This window comes from Alcaligenes sp. EGD-AK7 (genome assembly GCF_000465875.3).
GTDB classification, from domain to species: domain Bacteria; phylum Pseudomonadota; class Gammaproteobacteria; order Burkholderiales; family Burkholderiaceae_B; genus Alcaligenes; species Alcaligenes phenolicus.
In genome coordinates this window covers 160,002-176,602 of sequence record NZ_AVOG02000023.1, presented here as the reverse complement: position 1 = coordinate 176,602, position 16,601 = coordinate 160,002, and the positions used below count along the sequence as shown (strand labels likewise).

19 protein-coding genes are annotated in these 16,601 nt (G+C 56.8%); 9 read left to right on the top strand and 10 right to left on the bottom strand.

The window, feature by feature from the left end; genetic code table 11:
• Window positions 1–162: 162 nt before the first annotated feature.
• The 5 genes from N879_RS11790 (at window position 163) to N879_RS11770 (ending at window position 2,693) form a co-directional block, all read left to right on the top strand.
• The gene (locus tag N879_RS11790; RefSeq protein ID WP_009463194.1) at window positions 163–870 is read left to right on the top strand and encodes a TerC family protein; all 708 of its coding nucleotides are present in this window, start codon (window positions 163–165) and stop codon (window positions 868–870) included.
• Between the two features lie 96 nt (window positions 871–966).
• Complete coding sequence (locus N879_RS11785) at window positions 967–1,248, top strand: peptidylprolyl isomerase (protein ID WP_009463196.1); 282 nt, start codon at window positions 967–969, stop codon at window positions 1,246–1,248.
• 267 nt (window positions 1,249–1,515) lie between these two features.
• The gene (locus N879_RS11780) at window positions 1,516–1,782 is read left to right on the top strand and encodes a hypothetical protein (RefSeq protein ID WP_009463198.1); all 267 of its coding nucleotides are present in this window, start codon (window positions 1,516–1,518) and stop codon (window positions 1,780–1,782) included.
• 3 nt (window positions 1,783–1,785) lie between these two features.
• Window positions 1,786–2,247 carry a YaiI/YqxD family protein gene (locus N879_RS11775; RefSeq protein WP_009463200.1) on the top strand — a complete coding sequence of 154 codons (462 nt, stop codon included), beginning with the start codon at window positions 1,786–1,788 and terminating at the stop codon, window positions 2,245–2,247.
• Window positions 2,248–2,318: 71 nt separating this feature from the next.
• Window positions 2,319–2,693, top strand: coding sequence for a nucleotide pyrophosphohydrolase (locus N879_RS11770; protein ID WP_009463202.1), 375 nt, complete (start codon window positions 2,319–2,321; stop codon window positions 2,691–2,693).
• Between the two features lie 13 nt (window positions 2,694–2,706).
• On the opposite strand, the gene N879_RS11765 is transcribed toward N879_RS11770, so the two are convergent.
• The 5 genes from N879_RS11765 to N879_RS11745 all read right to left on the bottom strand — a co-directional run bounded on the left by N879_RS11765 (window position 2,707) and on the right by N879_RS11745 (window position 7,982).
• Entirely contained in the window at window positions 2,707–3,348 is a 642-nt protein-coding gene (locus tag N879_RS11765) for an HD domain-containing protein (protein ID WP_009463204.1), read from the bottom strand.
• Between the two features lie 115 nt (window positions 3,349–3,463).
• On the bottom strand, window positions 3,464–4,438 hold the full coding sequence (locus N879_RS11760) for a Bug family tripartite tricarboxylate transporter substrate binding protein (RefSeq protein WP_009463206.1): 975 nt from the start codon (window positions 4,436–4,438) through the stop codon (window positions 3,464–3,466).
• A 29-nt stretch (window positions 4,439–4,467) separates the two neighbouring features.
• Window positions 4,468–5,622, bottom strand: a complete 1,155-nt coding sequence (locus tag N879_RS11755; RefSeq protein ID WP_021447018.1) for a mandelate racemase/muconate lactonizing enzyme family protein — start codon at window positions 5,620–5,622, stop codon at window positions 4,468–4,470.
• Window positions 5,623–6,058: 436 nt separating this feature from the next.
• Complete coding sequence (locus N879_RS11750) at window positions 6,059–6,439, bottom strand: RNA-binding S4 domain-containing protein (protein WP_009463210.1); 381 nt, start codon at window positions 6,437–6,439, stop codon at window positions 6,059–6,061.
• A 34-nt stretch (window positions 6,440–6,473) separates the two neighbouring features.
• A complete protein-coding gene (locus N879_RS11745) occupies window positions 6,474–7,982 on the bottom strand; it encodes a DHA2 family efflux MFS transporter permease subunit (protein ID WP_031232747.1) in 1,509 nt (502 codons plus the stop codon).
• Between the two features lie 144 nt (window positions 7,983–8,126).
• Here N879_RS11745 and N879_RS11740 point away from each other — a divergent pair, with 144 nt between their 5' ends.
• On the top strand, window positions 8,127–8,735 hold the full coding sequence (locus N879_RS11740; RefSeq protein WP_009463214.1) for a TetR/AcrR family transcriptional regulator: 609 nt from the start codon (window positions 8,127–8,129) through the stop codon (window positions 8,733–8,735).
• A gap of 95 nt (window positions 8,736–8,830) precedes the next feature.
• Here N879_RS11740 and N879_RS11735 read toward each other — a convergent pair whose 3' ends face one another.
• The 3 genes from N879_RS11735 to N879_RS11725 all read right to left on the bottom strand — a co-directional run bounded on the left by N879_RS11735 (window position 8,831) and on the right by N879_RS11725 (window position 12,580).
• A complete protein-coding gene (locus tag N879_RS11735; RefSeq protein WP_009463216.1) occupies window positions 8,831–10,144 on the bottom strand; it encodes a ferredoxin reductase family protein in 1,314 nt (437 codons plus the stop codon).
• 261 nt (window positions 10,145–10,405) lie between these two features.
• Entirely contained in the window at window positions 10,406–11,572 is a 1,167-nt protein-coding gene (locus tag N879_RS11730; RefSeq protein WP_009463218.1) for an amidase, read from the bottom strand.
• 15 nt (window positions 11,573–11,587) lie between these two features.
• Window positions 11,588–12,580, bottom strand: coding sequence for a Bug family tripartite tricarboxylate transporter substrate binding protein (locus N879_RS11725; RefSeq protein ID WP_009463220.1), 993 nt, complete (start codon window positions 12,578–12,580; stop codon window positions 11,588–11,590).
• Window positions 12,581–12,734: 154 nt separating this feature from the next.
• Here N879_RS11725 and N879_RS11720 point away from each other — a divergent pair, with 154 nt between their 5' ends.
• Window positions 12,735–13,628 (top strand): LysR substrate-binding domain-containing protein, encoded by an 894-nt coding sequence (locus N879_RS11720; protein ID WP_009463222.1) that lies wholly within the window; start codon window positions 12,735–12,737, stop codon window positions 13,626–13,628.
• Here the strand turns inward: N879_RS11720 and N879_RS11715 are convergent.
• Window positions 13,620–14,474: an AraC family transcriptional regulator gene (locus N879_RS11715; protein WP_009463224.1), complete on the bottom strand. Its 855-nt coding sequence runs from the start codon at window positions 14,472–14,474 to the stop codon at window positions 13,620–13,622. The two genes, N879_RS11720 and N879_RS11715, sit on opposite strands and share 9 nt — an antisense overlap.
• 130 nt (window positions 14,475–14,604) lie before the next feature.
• On the opposite strand from N879_RS11715, the gene N879_RS11710 reads away from it, so the two are divergent.
• Window positions 14,605–15,147 carry a carboxymuconolactone decarboxylase family protein gene (locus tag N879_RS11710; RefSeq protein ID WP_009463226.1) on the top strand — a complete coding sequence of 181 codons (543 nt, stop codon included), beginning with the start codon at window positions 14,605–14,607 and terminating at the stop codon, window positions 15,145–15,147.
• Between the two features lie 64 nt (window positions 15,148–15,211).
• On the opposite strand, the gene N879_RS11705 is transcribed toward N879_RS11710, so the two are convergent.
• The gene (locus N879_RS11705; RefSeq protein WP_009463228.1) at window positions 15,212–15,523 is read right to left on the bottom strand and encodes a monooxygenase; all 312 of its coding nucleotides are present in this window, start codon (window positions 15,521–15,523) and stop codon (window positions 15,212–15,214) included.
• A 166-nt stretch (window positions 15,524–15,689) separates the two neighbouring features.
• Between N879_RS11705 and N879_RS11700 the strand changes: the two genes are divergently transcribed.
• Window positions 15,690–16,574 carry an EamA family transporter gene (locus N879_RS11700; protein ID WP_009463230.1) on the top strand — a complete coding sequence of 295 codons (885 nt, stop codon included), beginning with the start codon at window positions 15,690–15,692 and terminating at the stop codon, window positions 16,572–16,574.
• The last annotated feature ends 27 nt before the right edge of the window (window positions 16,575–16,601 follow it).

Here is a 16,601-nt window from a genome sequence, read left to right as displayed (position 1 = left end):
GCCATTAAAGGGCAAGGTGTATCCTCTAAAAACGATATGGCCTGTGCCCTTAATGGATCAGGCCATTTTTGTTTTGTACACGAGTCGTCATTTTCTCGTTGTACAGTCATGCAAGATGGTCGTCAGCTTTTAATCAAACAATATGAAAAGGCGGTCTTACACATGATGGAGTTTTTGCAAACAATGAGTTGGGCGGCAGTATTTCAGATCATCCTGATCGATATATTGCTGGGGGGCGATAACGCCGTGGTTATCGCTTTGGCTTGCCGTAACTTGCCTGCCAAACAACGTGTCAAAGGTATTTTGTGGGGTACGGCCGGTGCCATTGGCCTGCGCGTCGTCCTGATTGCCTTTGCCCTGACCTTGCTGGCCGTGCCTTACCTGAAAGTGGTCGGTGCCTTGTTGCTGGTCTGGATTGGTGTGAAACTGCTGATCCCTGAAGATGAAGGCCACGGTAATGTGGAAGGCAGTGCCACCCTGTGGAAAGCTGTTAAAACCATCATCATTGCCGACTTTGTGATGAGCTTGGACAACGTGATCGCCATTGCCGGTGCGGCGCAAACCGCCGATCCGGATCATCAGATCGGTCTGGTTGTCTTTGGTCTGGTCGTAAGTGTGCCTATCATTATCTGGGGCAGCACCCTGGTTCTGAAGCTGATCGATCGCTTCCCTATCGTGGTGACCTTAGGCGCCGCGCTGCTGGGCTGGATTGCCGGTGGCATGATCGTGACCGACGTGAAGTTCATCGAGTTCTTTGGTGAAGCCTCCACCAGCACCAAGCTGATTGCTGAAGTGGTGGGTGCCTTGCTGATCGTTGCCCTGGGTCATGGCATTGCCGCGGCCAAGCGCAAGAAAGCTGCCCAAGCCTGAAATTGAAACAGCAGGTGTAGAACCGGTGCCGGGGGCTTCGCTTCCGGCATGGTTCTGGGTTAAGCTCAAACGATTTTCTAAAAAAAGGAGTACACCATGGCACAAGCCTCCGCACGCCACATTCTGGTCAGCACCGAAGAGAAAGCGAACGAACTGAAAGCCGCTATCGAAGGTGGTTCTGACTTTGCTCAGGTGGCCAAGGAAAATTCCAGCTGCCCATCGGCCCGCATGGGCGGTGAGCTGGGAACATTTGGCCGTGGCCAAATGGTGCCCGAGTTCGATCAGGTTGTGTTCAGCGCCCCCGTTGGCGTTGTGCAAGGCCCCGTCAAGACTCAGTTCGGCTACCACCTGGTAGAAGTGACTGCACGTCAGGACTGATACGATCAGGCCAATAAAAAACCCGCTACGGCGGGTTTTTTTGCGCATGCTGATCTGGTGACTGGTGACTGGTGACTGGTGGTTAGGTGTAGGGCCGGGCGGTGGCTGCTTACAGAAACTAAAGCTTTGATTATCAGGGCTTATACATAAAAAGCCTGGACATTTTCCTGCAAGCTGCGCAGTATGCCAGCCATACCGGCTAACGGCCTTGTCGCCGTATTGTTCGCTTACCGTGAGCGAACCAGCCCATTCTTATAAAGAAATCCGATGAAACGCACCGATATGGAAAAACTCAGCGCCGTCAAACTGCTGAGCAATGTAAAAAAAGCGGGTACGCCACAACGCTTTGCAGGTGACTCCGCCGTGGCCGATCGGCGCGAACAACGTCGTCTGGATCAGGCTGCTGGCCTGGTGTCCTTCCCCGTCAAGCTGACCCAGCCAGTTATTGATGCCGTGCGCGCTCGTGCTACCGAGCAAGGCGTCTCGACCAATGAGGTCATTGATCGGCTGCTGGCTCAAACTCTGGGCCTGTAACCCATGCAGATTTGGGTCGATGCGGACGCTTGTCCCGTAGTCATCAAAGAGATTCTGTACCGCGCCGGGCAGCGCTGGAGTCGCCATGTGATCCTGGTGGCGAATCAGATGCTGCGCACCCCGCCATCGCCCTGGTTGAGGGCGGTGCAGGTGGCACGGGGCTTTGACGTGGCGGACGACTACATCGTCCAGCACGCCAGCGTGGGAGATCTGGTGATTACTGCCGATATCCCTCTGGCTGCCCAGGTGCTGGAGCGTAAAGCTCTGGTCCTGACACCCAGGGGCGAACGCCTGGACGCCAACAGCATAGGCGAGCGCCTGGCCATGCGCGACATGATGGAAGAGCTGCGTAGCACTGGAGTGGATATCGGAGGCCCGGCCCCCTTTAGCCAGGCCGACCGGCGTGAGTTTGCCAACGCATTGGACCGCCTGATGATGAGCCTGCAAACGGCTGCGAGATCGTAAACAGACTTGCCATCCCCCCGGCCCTTGTGTGAGTCTGTCGCTGGATTGAAATTTTTAGAGTGAAGTACGTAATGACAGACTCAAAACGCCCCTTGATGAATTTGACTGGCCTGAACGAGGCCGTCGCCCAGTTCGCCCGCGAGCGTGAGTGGGACCAGTTCCATAGCCCCAAAAATCTGGCCATGGCCCTGACCAACGAAGTGGGCGAGCTGATCGAAATCTTCCAATGGCTGACAGAAGACCAGTCCCGCGAAGCAGGCAAAGACCCGAAAACTGCTGAAGCCGTGCGCGATGAACTGGCTGACGTGCAAATCTACCTGAGCCGTCTGGCCTTCGTTCTGGGTGTGGATATGAATGAGGCTGTTACCAACAAGCTGGTAAAAAACGCCCGGAAATACCCCGCTGACAAAGTGCGGGGGACGAACAAGAAATATACGGAGTTGTAAAAGGGGCTAGGGATTACAGCTCCCCCAGCATTTCCTCTATAAACCGTTCCATCCGCGCGTGTCGCTCACGTGCGATTGCTTGCCCCCGTTCAGTCTGAAAACCCTCGGCCAATTTGAATAATTTGGCCGGGAAGTGATCCAGCGCGTAGCGCTTGTCATCCAGAGGACGAGTCTCTGCTTTTGGGTCTTCCGGCTCATACAAGCTGGAGCCCATTCGCCCCGCTGTATAGAAGCAGCGAGCTATCCCTAAAGCGCCAATGGCATCCAGCCGGTCTGCATCCTGCAAGATGCGGGCCTCCAGACTGACGGGCGGGATGTTTGCTGAAAAGCTGTGGCTTTGAATTGCTTGGCCCACGGCTTCACAGTCCTGCTCTGACCATCCCAGCCTGGTCAGAATGTGTCGTGCCTGCTCCGCCGACAGGGTGGAAGCACGAGAGCGCAATGGCGAATTCTTCTCTACCGCCACGCAGTCGTGCAGCACCGTTGCTGCCAGCAAAATCCGCAGATCCCCACCTTCTTTTTCCTGAATCGCACAGACGTTCTTCCAGACGCGCTGCAAGTGCGATTGGTCGTGGGAGCCGTCGTTGTGACTGGTGCTGCTATGGGGCAGGAGTTGGGCGGCAAGCTTTTCAAAGGGGTGGAACAGGCTGGACATGGCTATGGTTTGCTGTAGATGGTGCCACAGCATAACGCGAAGCAGCAGGGGCAGGACAGGCTCAAGAAAAAGGGCTGCCAGTGGCAGCCCTGAAGGTGAGTTGCAGTTTTTAGAGTTAGAAGTTGCTCAGCCCCAGATCACTGACCGAGTCGGCCCAATAGTTCAACTGCTGATCCACATAGACCGTGAATTCGGCCGGGCTATTGGTGACCAGGGTCGCGCCGTTCCCTTCCCAGATTTCCTTGATCTTGTCGGTATTCAAGGCACGGTGAATGCTGTCTGCCACGCTTTGCACGGTGGCATCCGGTACATCGCCTTGCATGAAAATCCCGTACCAGGTCTGGGCACTGATCTCATCCATGCCCAGTTCTTTCAGCGTGGGAACATCCGGCAAGGCAGGAGCGCGTTCCGGGCTGGATACGGCCAGGGCGCGCAGGCGACCATTGCGTATCTGCGCCACGGCCGACGGCATGGTCTCGAACATGAAGTCCACTTGATCGCCACTGATCAGCGCCATGACAGCCGGGCCGCTGCCTTTGTAGTGCACGGCGGTCATGGTGGTGCCGGATTTCTTTTCCAGCTTGCCGGCCATCAGATGCAGCATGGTGGCTACGCCACTGGTGCCATAGTTCACGCCAGCGCCTTGCTTGGCGGCGGCCAGCAGGTCGTCCACGCTGTGATAGGGCGAATTGGCGTTCACCACCAGCACATTGGGCATGGCGGCAATCAGGGTGACGGCTTTCAGGTCCTTGCGTGTGTCGTAGGGGAAGTTCTTCAACACGGCAGGTGCAATCATGTGATGCACGGCACCAAACAAGAGCTGATTGTCGGCGGGGCTGGAGTTGGCCACCATGCTGGCACCCAGCACGCCGCCTACACCTCCTTTATTTTCTACAACAACGGTTTGACCTATTTCATTGCCCAGAGCTTCGGCCAGAGGACGAGCCAGGGTGTCGCCCGAACCACCCGCGGCAGAAGGGACGATCAGTCGCACCGGGCGTTCGGCCCAGGCGGGGGGAGCTGCCCAGCTTTGGGGCGCGGCAGCAAAGATAAAACTGAGGGCAAGTACAACACGGGACCAGGGTTTCATGTTTTTTACCTCCTCGGTAGTCGTCGGTTTCAGCCTTTGCCGGAGCCCAGGCTGCCGGGGTTGCTGCGCAGCTTGTCGATTTGATCTTGTCGTGGTGTCAGCCCCAGGCCGGGGGCGTCGGGCATGCGCAGCCAGCCTTGTTCGGGCTGAGGCAGGCCGGTGTAGATCTCGGCCATCATGGCGCTGGCGGCCAGGTGCCATTCCACATCGCCGCCATTGAGCAATCCGCAGTGCAGGTGACCGTTGTGGGAGGGGAACGCCCCGCCATTGGCGACGGACGCGTTAAAGCTTTCCGCCAGAGCGAAGATCTTGCGGGACTGGGTGAAACCTCCAGAAATCAGCACGTTGGGCTGCAGAATGTCGACAGCCTGCTGCATCAACAGATCCCGAAAGCGGTAGGACTGGCCTTCGTTTTGACCAGCGGCAATGGTGATCCCAGTGCTTTGACGCAATTCGCGCAAGCGGCCCGTGTCGTTCTGGGTAATGGGTTCTTCAAAAAAGCCGACGTCCAGATCACGGGCATGGCGGGCGATGGCTTTGGCGTGCACATAGTCCAGGCTGCAATTGCCGTCGATGTACAGCGGAATGTCGGCGGGGATGGCCTCTCGTACCAGGCTCATGCGGCGCATGTCCTGGCGGATCAGGTCGGCCAGGGGACGGGGTTCGTCGCGACGTTGCAAGCCGTGATGGCCTACCACCATCTTCAGGCCCTTGAAGCCTTGATCCACGCAGTCGCGCGCGACTTTAACCAGCTCTTCTTCGCCCAGGAAAGCAAAGCCGAAGGTCGCGTAGGCCGGTACTTTTTCACGGGCACCACCCAGCAGTTTCCATACGGGCAGACCCAGGGCTTTACCCTTGATGTCCCACAAGGCAATGTCCAACGCAGAGATGGCGTGCATGGCATAGCCCGTCTGACCACGAGGGCACACGTTCCAGTACATGCGATCCCACAGGCGCTCGGTGTTCAAGGGGTCTTGCCCGATCAGGTCGCTGGCCAGAATATCGTTGATGGTGCTGGCAACAGGGTGCTCTTCGGTAATGGCGCTAAGTCCATAGCCGGTGATGCCTTCATCGGTCTCGATTTCCACATGGCAGATGGCCAGGTTGGTGGGTTTTTGGATGCCCGCGCTATCGAATTGAAAAGGCACGTTCAAGGGAATCGCGCGTACTGCCGTGATTTTCATTTTCCTGTCTCCTTGCATTTTTTTGAATGCGTTTGCATGTAATTGTTTTAGGTTTATAGCGTTTTGTTGCAAGCGCGATCAATGGTGTAAACCCTTGATTTTATTGATATATAAAAGTGCAATCTGATATATCAAAAAGGGTTTGCAGCGTTGTTTTTAAGGTTTTTAGTTGAAGGTTTTCTGCATCGGCAGATGCTTTAGCGGACGGGAGTGCAGACGTTTTGTGGGGTGCTCAAAAGCAGTGCAGGGGCTTGCAGCATAAGCAGGTAGACCGGCGGGGAAGAGGCAAGCAGGAGCGGGTTGTTAGTCCCTGTGCAGATCGCCGTGAAACGCTGGCGATAGACTCATCGAAAGAACGAATCATAAAAAAAGCCCTGCCAGGCAGGGCAGCTTGGCAGGGCTTTTTCTATACCGCGAAGTACGAGCAGGGAGCGGTCTATTTCCCCCGCAGCAACTGCATCTGACGACGATCTTTCTTGGTCGGACGTCCAGCATCAAAGTCCAGTGCAGGTTCAGGTGCCAGACGGCGTTGTTCGGCGGCCTGCGAGCGTCGTGTGCTGCTTTCTTCCGTCTCTTGATACAGCTGGCGAGCAAGCGGCGCGGGGCCACGTACACCGCTTAACGCGGTGACGTGAACCTCCATGGCAGGAGTTTCCTTGCGCAGGGTAATCACATCACCGATTGAGACTTCGCGGGCAGGCTTGGTGCTTTGCTGATTCAGCAAAACCCGCCCTTTGGTGATCTCCTCGGAAGCCAGGCTGCGCGTCTTGTAAAAGCGAGCTGCCCAGAGCCATTTATCCAGTCGTAATTTGTCCATGCGCTATTGTAAATCCAGTCTGCAAAAGCTGGGCTTAATGCAGTTCCACCGCAGCGGCAGGAACAGCCTGTACACGAGGCAAACGCAGACGCAGCAGCAGAACCAGACTGAAGACGGCCAGCAATCCGGCCCAGAACATAACGCGGTGAAAGCCGTCTGCCCAGGCGTGCTGGATGGCTTGCATCCAGAACAAGGAATCTGCTGAGGCAGGCAGATTCACCTGACCGGAGATGATAATTTGTTGTGCCTGTTCCAGCATGGGATTGACCGGATCAAGACGACTGGCCAAGGAGCTGACGGCACCTTGGCTCATCAAGGAAGCCAGCAGGGCAACGCCCAAGGTCATTCCGGTTTGGCGGATGGCATTGGTGGTGGCTGATGCCATGCCGGAACGCTCACGCGGCACCAGATTCATGACCAAGGTACTGCACGCCGGTACCGACAAGCCCATGCCAATGCCCAGTACGGCCAATGCGAAACCGGCCATCCAGTAGGAAGCTCCAGGTTGCAGCACCATCATCAACCAGGAACCGGTAGCCATCAGGCCAAAGCCCGTAGTCAGGATCAACTTCAATCCAAAGCGCTGGCTCAAGGCTCCAAAACGGGAGGCCAGCACGGCCATGCCAATGAACTGGGGAGCCAGCCCCCAGCCGGTTTGGGTGGCACTCCAGCCCAGGGCGTTCTGGAAGAACAGGGACAGGAAAAACACATTGCTATAGGCGGCAAAGCCCAGCACAAAGGAGGCGATATTGGCGGTGCTGAAGCGGTAGTCCCGAAACAGGCTTAAAGGCAGCAAAGGGCGGGCGACGCGGGTTTGGGCATAGATAAATGCCACGAAGGTGAACGCTGCCACGACCAGAGAGCGAATCGTCTCGGTGGCGTGCCAGCCTTGCTCACCCGCGCAGATCAGGCCATAGGTCAGGGAGCCAAGCCAGATAACACTAAGCAGTTGGCCGATAGGGTCGAAAGCTGCGTGTTCGGGGTTGGCCGACTCCTGAATGCCCCACATGCCCAAGCCCAGGGTCAGCAAGCCCAGCGGTAAATTCAGGCTGAAGATCGAAGGCCAGTCGGCTACATCGACCAGCACGCCGCCCAGAATCGGGCCCAGTACCAGAGCCAGGGCGCTGAAGGAAGACCAGCCGCCAATGACGCGGGCACGCTGGGCGGAGTCCGGAAAGGCGTGGGTCAGGATCGACAAGGCTCCAGGAATAAGTAAAGCCCCGGCCATGCCTTGCACGACACGCCCCCAGAGCAGGGCGCTCAGTGAGCCGGCCAAGGCGCACATCATGGAACCGACGGTGAAGGCCAGAACGCCCAGCAACCAGCTCTTCTTGCGTCCGTAGCGATCCCCCAGTAGCCCGGCAGACAACATGAATGCGGACAGGCACAGCGCGTAGGAGTCCACAATCCATTGCAGCCCGGCCATATCGGTTTGCAAGGCTTGTTGCATGCGTGGCAGGGCAAGATTCACGATGCTGATGTCCAGGGTGACCATGAAAGTCCCCAGGTAAATAGCGACGGTTAGAGCAAGTCGGCGAGTCATGATATTTGATAAATGAGAATTATTATCGACGACTATAAAATATTGACTGACTGTCAGTCAATTAGAAATAAATAGGCTGGCTAAAATAGCGCGGTGACACCCGACGAGGCACTTTGTCGGGGTTTTTCTGATACTTTGACATCCATGACCGCTGCCAAAACACCTCGTACCCAACCCTCTGAAGTTCGTCGCCGAGACTTATTGGAGGCGGCTGCCACTTTGTTTCTGCAACAAGGGTTTGAAGCCACGCCGGTGGATGAAATTGTGTCGCGGGCGGGCATGTCCAAGGGCTTGTTCTATCACTACTTCAGCTCCAAGCAGGAGATTCTGGCTGCCCTGCGCGAGCAGTTCATCCAGCAGTTTCATGATCGTGTGCAGGGGGCGCTGGAGCAGGCGCCAGCAGAGGATTGGGTGCAGCGTCTGGCCTGTTGGATTCGAGCTTCGGTACAGGCGTACAGAGACACCCTGGAGATGCATGATCTGGTGTTTTCAGACCATATGCGCAGCAATTACCAGGGCGAACGCAATACGGTAACCGAGCCCTTGCACCGGATCCTGAGCGAAGGGCAGAAAGCGGGTGCCTGGTCTGTGGCCGACGTGGATTTGACCGCCTGGGTGATCTACCAGGGCATGCACGGCGCGGTCGACAATATGGGGTTGGAAACTGCAGAGCAGTGGGCCGTCATGGAGAACAATCTGGTGACTCTTTTTGTGTCTATGCTCGGGGCGACGCCGCCTCACCAAAATATGTAGGCTGTTCCAGTCGCACTGGATTGCTGCACTCAGCATACGCAGAACTGGCCTTGTTCTGATTTCTAAACAAGGCCAGTTGCTGGATGAGCAAAGGCTTAGCGGAACTGGAAGTGTTCCTTGTGCAAGGTCCAGGATTTTGCAGGCAGTGTTTGCTTGAGCTCACGTCGCAACTGTCGGCCCATTGCAGCCGGTCCACAGAACCAGATATGCAAAGGCTTGTCGGCCTGGTAATGCTGCAGCACCTCTTTGGGCGTCCAGCGACGGCCATCGGCATAAATTTCCAGGTTCACGTCCGGGTGCTCTTTGGCAGCCTTGCTCAAGGCCTGAGCCAATGGGTCAGTGCTGTGCTGACAGGCATATTGCAGATAGGCGTAGGGAGCGTGACCGTCCTGATGTTCCTGGCTTAACCAGGATAGAAATGGCGTGGCCCCGACACCCGCACCCACCCAGATATAAATGCCCTTGTCATCGCGGTCCGGCTGAGTGAAGCGTCCATAAGGGCCGTCCAGCTCAATGTTCTGGCCCACATGCAAACGCTCGGGCAGGCTGCGGGTCCAGTCGCCCAGCTGCTTGATATGAAAGCGCACAATCTGGTTGTCCTGATCCGCATCGGACAAGGTAAAGGGGTGGGACTCGGATTCACCCTTCAAACGCAAAAAGGCAAACTGCCCAGCCTGGTGACCTGGCCAGGATTGGTCCATGCGGCATTGCACTTCCAGCACATCACCTTGTGACGTACAGGAGATCACGGTGCCCGTGTGTGGGTAGGCCGAACTCAAGTTGCGTAGCAACTGGATGCCAGCTGCTGCTGTCCCGATCATCATGGTGATGGCCAGTGCCCAGCCGCCTATACCGCTCCAGTAAGCAGGGGGCGTCAGTACCACGCCATGAAAGATCAGGATCAAATAGGCCACTGGCATCAGGCGATGCAGGCTGTACCACTTTTTATAGGAAATCGTGCGGTGCGCCAGGGTGATGATCAGCATCAGAATCAGCGCGTAAAACGTCCATTCACCCAGTGATTTTGCATAGGGCTTGAACAGGCTGACCCATTCAGGAACCGGGGTTTTGGCCAGACGGCCTCCCGTGCCGATCGCTGCCGAGATCAGACCTTTGGATTCCTTGCTGAGCCAATGAGCCAGACTGAGCAAAATGGCGATGATACCCAGCCATTTATGCAGCCTGTAGGCTTTGTCCATGCCGCCTAACCAGGGTTCCAGACGGCGGGGACGCAGGGCCAGAATCATGATGGCCGTCATGGTGCCCAGTGCCAGAATCCCGGTTAACAGCATGCCTTCTTGTCGGACCACCCACAGCATATCGCCCGGTGGCGAGGGGGCCAGCCACAGGGCTTCAACAGCCCAGATCAGAAAGAAAGTGGAGAGCAGCAGTAAGAGAGGGCGACGCATGGTCTTTTCCGGATTGTTTGAAAGAGCCGGGTGCTGCGTAGTCGCGATGTGATGAACGTTCCGACGCAGCGCACCGGGAACACCTTATTGATGTTAGTACGCTGCCAGGCCGTTTGCAGAGCCAATATTCAAGAGTGTTTTGAGAAAACTCAAGGCACTCCTAAATATTTGTTATTTAAAGAATTTGTTAATGATTATGGTTGCTGTTTACTCTATTTCAGCTGGTTGCAGAGTAGTTCTTTTGATTGCTTTTCAAACCCGTCAAGCCGGGCAGACAAGCGATGCCAGATCCAGCAAAGCCGCGTCCTGGTGAGGCTGTCCGATCAGTTGCAAACCCAAGGGCAGTGGGCTGTTTTGACCGGGCGCGGGCAGGCTCAAGGTAGGCCAGCCCAACAAGGACCAAGGACGATTCAGTATCGAAGAGCCCGTGCTATCCAGTCCATAGGGAGCCGGGCCGGGAGCCGCTGGAGTCAGCAATGCGTCGAAATGGCCATAACGCTCCTGCCATTCTGTTTGCAATTGGCGACGGCGCGCCTGCCAGGCGTGGTAATCCGCTGCAGGCAATTCCAGGCCTTGTTTGATGGCTTGCACGGTAATGGGGCGCAAGGCATCCGGGCTGGCTTGCCAGACGGGCAGCAGGCTGCGGGCCATTTCATAAGCCATGATCTGGCCTTGCAGGATCAGCAGCTCTTTCAGTTGTGGGTCCGCAGGCAGACGCTCCAGGTGGGCGCCTTGTTGCTCCAGATGCTCACAGCCTTGTTCCAACGCGGCCAGTGCTGCGGGTGTGATCGGGCCCAGATCTTTGCCATCCAGCACGCCAATGCGCGGCGCTGTGGGGACTCGACTATCAGGCAAGCCTTGCAGGACAGTGGCCACGCGGCGCAGCACGGACAAGTCCCGGCTGAAGTAGCCGATTGTGTCCAGGCTGTCGCACAACAGGAAAAGACCGCTGCGATGCACCGCGCCAAAGCTGGGTTTGAAACCCAGAATGCCGGTAAACGCAGCGGGGCGCATCATGGAGCCTCCCGTTTGGGTGCCCAATGCAAAATCAACCATGCCAGCTGCTACGGCCGCTGCCGAACCACTGGAAGAACCGCCGGGCGTGTGCTCCAGGTTCAGTGGATTACGGGTGGGGCCGGGGGCTGCGTAGGCAAATTCGGCGGTGACGGTTTTGCCCAGGGCAATGGCACCAGCCTGACGCAGCAGGGCGACACAGGCGGCGTCCCGCTCGGCCGGTAGCGCATTGGGGAAATGCGCGCCGTAGCACGTGGGCATGCCTTGAACATCCAGCACATCTTTCACACCAAAGCTCAAGCCCGCCAAGGGGCCAGTGGGATTGGTGCTGATACAGGTGGCGGGATCAGCCAGCCAGGACCAGGCCTGGATAGCCTGGTCCTGCGTAGCGAGAGGGGAAGGGTTTGCAGTCATAAGCGAGAACTGGAACTACTGAATCGAGATGTTCTGTGCCTTGATCAGCGCGGTCCAGCGTTTGGTTTCTTCTTTCACAAAAGCGGTAAATTCTTCAGGTGTGCCACCTACAACTTCCGCGCCTTGGGATTCCACAATCTGACGGTAGTCGGGGTCTTTCAGGGCGTCGTTGACAGCCTTGTTCAGTTTTTCCAGTACATCAGCAGGCAAGCCGGCGGGGGCAATCACGCCAAACCAGTTCGAGGCCACCAGATCCACGCCTTGTTCTTTGAAGGTGGGGGTGTCAGGCATGGCTTTCAGACGCTCTTCCGAGGTCACACCCAGTACGCGCAGGCGTGGGTTGTCGATTTGCATGTGGGGCAGGAACAGGCTGGCCAATTCCAGATAGAAGGAGATATTGCCGGCCAGCAGGTCGTTCGATGCAGGAGCGCCACCACGGTAAGGCACGTGTACGGCATCAAAGCCGGAGGTGGCCTTGAACTGTTCCGTCAGCAAGTGCGAGGCACCACCAGCGCCAGTCGAGGCGTAGTCGAGTTTTTCGGGGTTCTTCTTGCCGTCGGCGACCAGATCAGCCAGAGACTGGTAGGGCGAGTTGCTGTTCACACCCAGTGCCATGGCACCGCGTTCGATCAGGGCGATGGGCTGCAAATCCTGTTCAGGATCAAAAGGCAGGTTACTGCCGTACAGCGCCTTGTTCACTGACATGGGGCCAAAGTTGCCCAGGCCGATGGTGTAGCCGTTGGGCTTGGCGCGCGCAATCATGCTGGTGCCGATATTGCCGCTGGCACCGGGCTTGTTTTCCACCACGATTGTCACGCCCAGGCTGTCGCTCATTTTTTGAGCCAGCATGCGCGAGCGGGTATCCGAGCTGCCACCTGCAGCGTAGGGCACCACAAACGTAATGGGCTGCGAAGGGTAAGCCGCGTCGGCCATGGCCGAACCGGAACCCAACAAAGTCAGTGTGAGCAGGCCACTCAGTAAAGGGGCGCGATGCTTGAATACCGTCATGTCTATCTCCTGCGTTGGGCCAATATTCGCAGTGACGTGCAGTATGGCCCTGTTTTTGATAAGTGTCAGGACGGATGGTAGTAAGAGCTGATTATGTTGTCTAATATTAAAAATAATCGTTATTGATCTGTTTTTTAACCTAATTGGCGGGCATATGCTGGACTCCAAATTAAGCGAGATGTTCTTGGTGGTGGCCGAAGAGCTGCATTTTGGTCGAGCCGCCCAGCGTTTGTTCATGACCCAGCCGCCCTTGAGTCAGGCCATACGCAGGCTGGAAGAGCAGGTAGGGGCGACCTTGTTTATCCGCACCACACGCACGGTGCAATTGACGGCGGCGGGAGCGGAGTTGCAGCGCCGCCTGCGCTTGATCGGCAACGAACTGGAGCAGACCTTGCAAGCGGTACAGCAAGTGCACAGAGGCGAGACTGGCATGTTGCGCATAGCCCTGACCCCCAGCAGCGCCTATGCGGGGGTATCCAAGCATTTGTATCGCTTTCGACAGGACTTCCCGCAGGTGGATATTCAGATCTACGAGATGAACTCCAGCGATATGCCTGCGGCTCTTTACGAGCGCCGGGTGGATGTGGCCTTGATTCGGCCTTCCTTTGCCGTGCCCGATTTGAACCCGCAGCTGGTGGAGGCCGAACCCATGATGTTTGTCGTCAGGCGGGATGATCCACGTGCTCAGGAGCATAGTCAGGGGCTGACCTTGCACCAGGCTTTCTCTTACGAAATGGTGGCGTATTCGCGGCAGCAGTCGCGTTACTTTCATCTCTTGCAGCAGCGCATGTTGCAGCGCTCAGGCTGCCTGCCGCGCTTTGCACAGGAAAGCATGGTGCCCACGGTGCTGGTCATGGTTGAAGCGGGCATTGCTCCAGCTATTGTTCCCGCTTCCCTGGCGCGCTTGCGCACCGATACCTTGGAGTATCTGCCCTTGCTGGATGCAAACGATATTGCGGCCGAGCTGATGAGTGCTTATGTCTCGGACAATACCAACCCGGCCTTGGTGAATTTTCTGGCGGTGCTGGAGCAGAATCGCTCAAGCTGATTGACGGGCGGCCAACCATTCCCGCATGGATTGACCCGTGCGCTGCCGAAACAGGCGGGACAGGGCAGAGGGGTTGGCATAGCCCAGATCCAGAGCTATACGTTTGGCAGATTGGCCTTGTGCCAGCCGCTGGCAGGCCAGCGACAGGCGCCATTGGGCCAGATAGTCTGCCGGTGTGTCGCCCACCCAGTGCTTGAATTGCACGGCAAAGGCGCTGCGCGACATCCTGGCTTCCTGTGCCAGTGATTGCACGGTCCAATCCCGACCGGGATCGGCCTGAATTGCCAGCAGCGCGCGTGCGACGGGCGGGTGCGACAAGCCTCGAAACAGGCCTACGGGAATCTCGCAACGATCAGGATGGTCAAACAGCCAGCGTAGCAATTGCAGCAACACGATCTCGAACAGACGGTCTGCCAGCAGGCGATGGCCGCAGCGCACGGACTCCGTTTCTGCAAAGAGCAGGCCCAGTGCCTGTTCAAGGCCGGCCGCTTCTTCCAGCGGCACAATAATCAGATCGGGCAGGGAGCGGGCCAAGGGATGATGCTCACCTCCATCAAAATCCAGGGTGGCACAGGTGAAATCCGAGCCTTCATTGGGCAGATCGTAAAAAGCGTGCTCCAGCGGACGGGGGTAAAACAGCAGGCTGGGGCGGTCAATGGTCAGGACTTCCGGCACGGGATCGCGCGGATCGTGGCGCACGCTTAACTGGCCGCGTCGCAGAATGTGCAAGAAGGCCCGTCCGGGTTGGGCCGCAAAGCGGGTTACGCCACACAAAGAGCCGTTGTAGAACAAATGAGCCCGAACACGGAATTGTTCCAGCAAAAGGGAGAGGCGATCCAGGTTCATGAAAACATCCTTGTCTGGATGAAAAGGTAAGTTGTCGGGACTAATCTTATCCAATGATCTTGATCTTGGCGAGACACTATCCCTGCAAGCTTTTTCCGGCCACCCCGGCCCACTTCACCAGGAGATCATCATGTCGCGTCTTACATTGCCTGACCTTGCCCAAGCTCCCGCCGCCAGCCAGCCTGCTTTGCAGGAAATTCAAAAAGCCTTTGGTGGCAGCGTGCCTGCCATGTTCCGTATGGTGTCCAATTCGCCCGCCGCCTTGCGCAGCATGTGGGGCTCTTTCGGTGCCTTTGCCGGTGGCAAGCTGGGTGCGAAACTGGGCGAGCAATTGGCGGTTGCCATTGCCGACCGTAATCGTTGCGAATACTGCCTGGCTGCCCATAATGTGCTGGGTGCCAATGCTGGCCTAAGTCCGGAGACACTGGCCCAGGCTCAGCGTGGTCAGTCGGATGATCCACGTACCGCCGCCGCTTTGAAATTTGTGCTCAAGCTGGTGGATCAGCGTGGGCAAGTCTCGGCCGCCGATGTACAAGCCGTGCGCGATGCCGGTTTTTCCGAAGGTGAGGTGGTGGAACTGGTCGGTGTGACTGCCTTGAACCTGTTCACCAACTACATCAACAATGCGCTGGAGGTTCCGGTGGATTTCAAGGCCGTTGAGCTGACTGCCTAAGCATCGATATGGAAGCCCGCTTGCTGATATGCAGGCGGGTTTTCTTGCGTCTGTTGTCTGTGTCTTATTTGGCTGACAAGGGACCGGAATTGATAGCTGTCAGCGGCTGGTTCACATCAAAAAAGCGCGCATCAATGCCGGTGATGCCAAAGCGGTTGAGCCGCTTGCTGTGCATGTCCAGATAAGCCTGCGCGCTGGCTTGATCGGTGAATAGATACACGCCACCTGCTTTGGACTGTTCTTTATTCTCGGTCCAGATTTTCCAGATCAAGCCAGGTTCCAGGCAGATGGACTGCGCCAGTTCTTGCATGGCTTCGCTCATCTCTGAACCCCAAGGGCCGGGGTAAGGAAAATCAACATACAGCAGGGTGCTCATGATCGGCTCCATATCAAAATACGTGCCGAACATCATACCTTGATGTTTGAATTGTCCAGTACTGTCTCTTATTTGTCATGGGACGTTGAAAGGCCCGTGATTGGCTGGCCTCCCCCTTGAAGGGGGCGTATAGTTTTTCTTTTGCTATTTGCTGGTGGAAGCCCTCATGTCCTGGACCGCTTTGTTGTTGGTGGTGTGTGCTGCGTTCATTCATGCGGGTTGGAACTTGCTATCTAAACGGGCGGCGATGGCAGGGGCGCATTTTGTATTCGCCTATTCCTTTTTTGCCATTCTGTTTTATTTCCCCATCACGCTGTGGGTGGTCTTTACGCAAGGCAATATGCCCTGGACCAGCGAGACCATTACCTGTTTGGTGCTTAGTGCCTTGCTGCACATGGGTTATAGCCTGAGTTTGCAAAAAGGCTATCAGGTTGCAGACCTGTCCGTGGTGTATCCCATTGCCCGTGGTACGGGCCCCATGCTCTCTTCCATTGGTGCTTTTATCCTGCTGGGCGAGCCTGTGCGTCCTTTGGGAGTGCTCGGCATCTTGCTGGTCGTGATGGGGATTTTGCTGATCGCCACGCAAGGTCGACTGCGCCGTTTTTTCAGCCCTGCAGCGCTGACGGGTGTGCGTTGGGGCATGCAGACCGGGATTCTGATTGCGGCCTATACCGTGGTCGATGCCTATGGCGTCAAGGTGCTGCTGATCTCGCCATTCCTGCTGGACTGGTTCAGCAATGTGTTGCGCCTGGGGATGCTGGCCCCTTTTATCGCCAAGCGGGGGCGGGCAGGCTTCGTCAAGTTCAAACCTTATTGGAAACTGGCGGCTGCAGTGGGTTTATTATCGCCCATGTCCTACATTCTGGTCTTGCAGGCATTAAGCATGGGCGCACCTTTGTCCATGGTGGCGCCCGCCCGTGAAATGTCCATGATGGCCGGTACGATATTGGGCATGGTCGTCCTGCGCGAAAAGGCCAATGTCTGGAGTTTGCTCGGTTGCGCCATCATGATCAGCGGGGTCATTGCCCTGACATCCGGACCGGCTGCCTGAACCGTCTCTTGAAATATGGTGGGTCGT

Bases quoted from the DNA above. Each gene is read 5' to 3' on its own strand.
- N879_RS11765 (WP_009463204.1), bottom strand. From the start codon at position 3,348: ATGTCCAGCCTGTTCCACCCCTTTGAAAAGCTTGCCGCCCAACTCCTG.
- N879_RS11760 (WP_009463206.1), bottom strand. From the start codon at position 4,438: ATGAAACCCTGGTCCCGTGTTGTACTTGCCCTCAGTTTTATCTTTGCT.
- N879_RS11700 (WP_009463230.1), top strand. From the start codon at position 15,690: ATGTCCTGGACCGCTTTGTTGTTGGTGGTGTGTGCTGCGTTCATTCAT.
- N879_RS11785 (WP_009463196.1), top strand. From the start codon at position 967: ATGGCACAAGCCTCCGCACGCCACATTCTGGTCAGCACCGAAGAGAAA.
- N879_RS11720 (WP_009463222.1), top strand. From the start codon at position 12,735: ATGCTGGACTCCAAATTAAGCGAGATGTTCTTGGTGGTGGCCGAAGAG.
- N879_RS11730 (WP_009463218.1), bottom strand. From the start codon at position 11,572: ATGACTGCAAACCCTTCCCCTCTCGCTACGCAGGACCAGGCTATCCAG.
- N879_RS11740 (WP_009463214.1), top strand. From the start codon at position 8,127: ATGACCGCTGCCAAAACACCTCGTACCCAACCCTCTGAAGTTCGTCGC.
- N879_RS11715 (WP_009463224.1), bottom strand. From the start codon at position 14,474: ATGAACCTGGATCGCCTCTCCCTTTTGCTGGAACAATTCCGTGTTCGG.
- N879_RS11735 (WP_009463216.1), bottom strand. From the start codon at position 10,144: ATGCGTCGCCCTCTCTTACTGCTGCTCTCCACTTTCTTTCTGATCTGG.
- N879_RS11755 (WP_021447018.1), bottom strand. From the start codon at position 5,622: ATGAAAATCACGGCAGTACGCGCGATTCCCTTGAACGTGCCTTTTCAA.
- N879_RS11780 (WP_009463198.1), top strand. From the start codon at position 1,516: ATGAAACGCACCGATATGGAAAAACTCAGCGCCGTCAAACTGCTGAGC.
- N879_RS11750 (WP_009463210.1), bottom strand. From the start codon at position 6,439: ATGGACAAATTACGACTGGATAAATGGCTCTGGGCAGCTCGCTTTTAC.
- N879_RS11705 (WP_009463228.1), bottom strand. From the start codon at position 15,523: ATGAGCACCCTGCTGTATGTTGATTTTCCTTACCCCGGCCCTTGGGGT.
- N879_RS11770 (WP_009463202.1), top strand. From the start codon at position 2,319: ATGACAGACTCAAAACGCCCCTTGATGAATTTGACTGGCCTGAACGAG.
- N879_RS11725 (WP_009463220.1), bottom strand. From the start codon at position 12,580: ATGACGGTATTCAAGCATCGCGCCCCTTTACTGAGTGGCCTGCTCACA.
- N879_RS11745 (WP_031232747.1), bottom strand. From the start codon at position 7,982: ATGACTCGCCGACTTGCTCTAACCGTCGCTATTTACCTGGGGACTTTC.
- N879_RS11775 (WP_009463200.1), top strand. From the start codon at position 1,786: ATGCAGATTTGGGTCGATGCGGACGCTTGTCCCGTAGTCATCAAAGAG.
- N879_RS11790 (WP_009463194.1), top strand. From the start codon at position 163: ATGATGGAGTTTTTGCAAACAATGAGTTGGGCGGCAGTATTTCAGATC.
- N879_RS11710 (WP_009463226.1), top strand. From the start codon at position 14,605: ATGTCGCGTCTTACATTGCCTGACCTTGCCCAAGCTCCCGCCGCCAGC.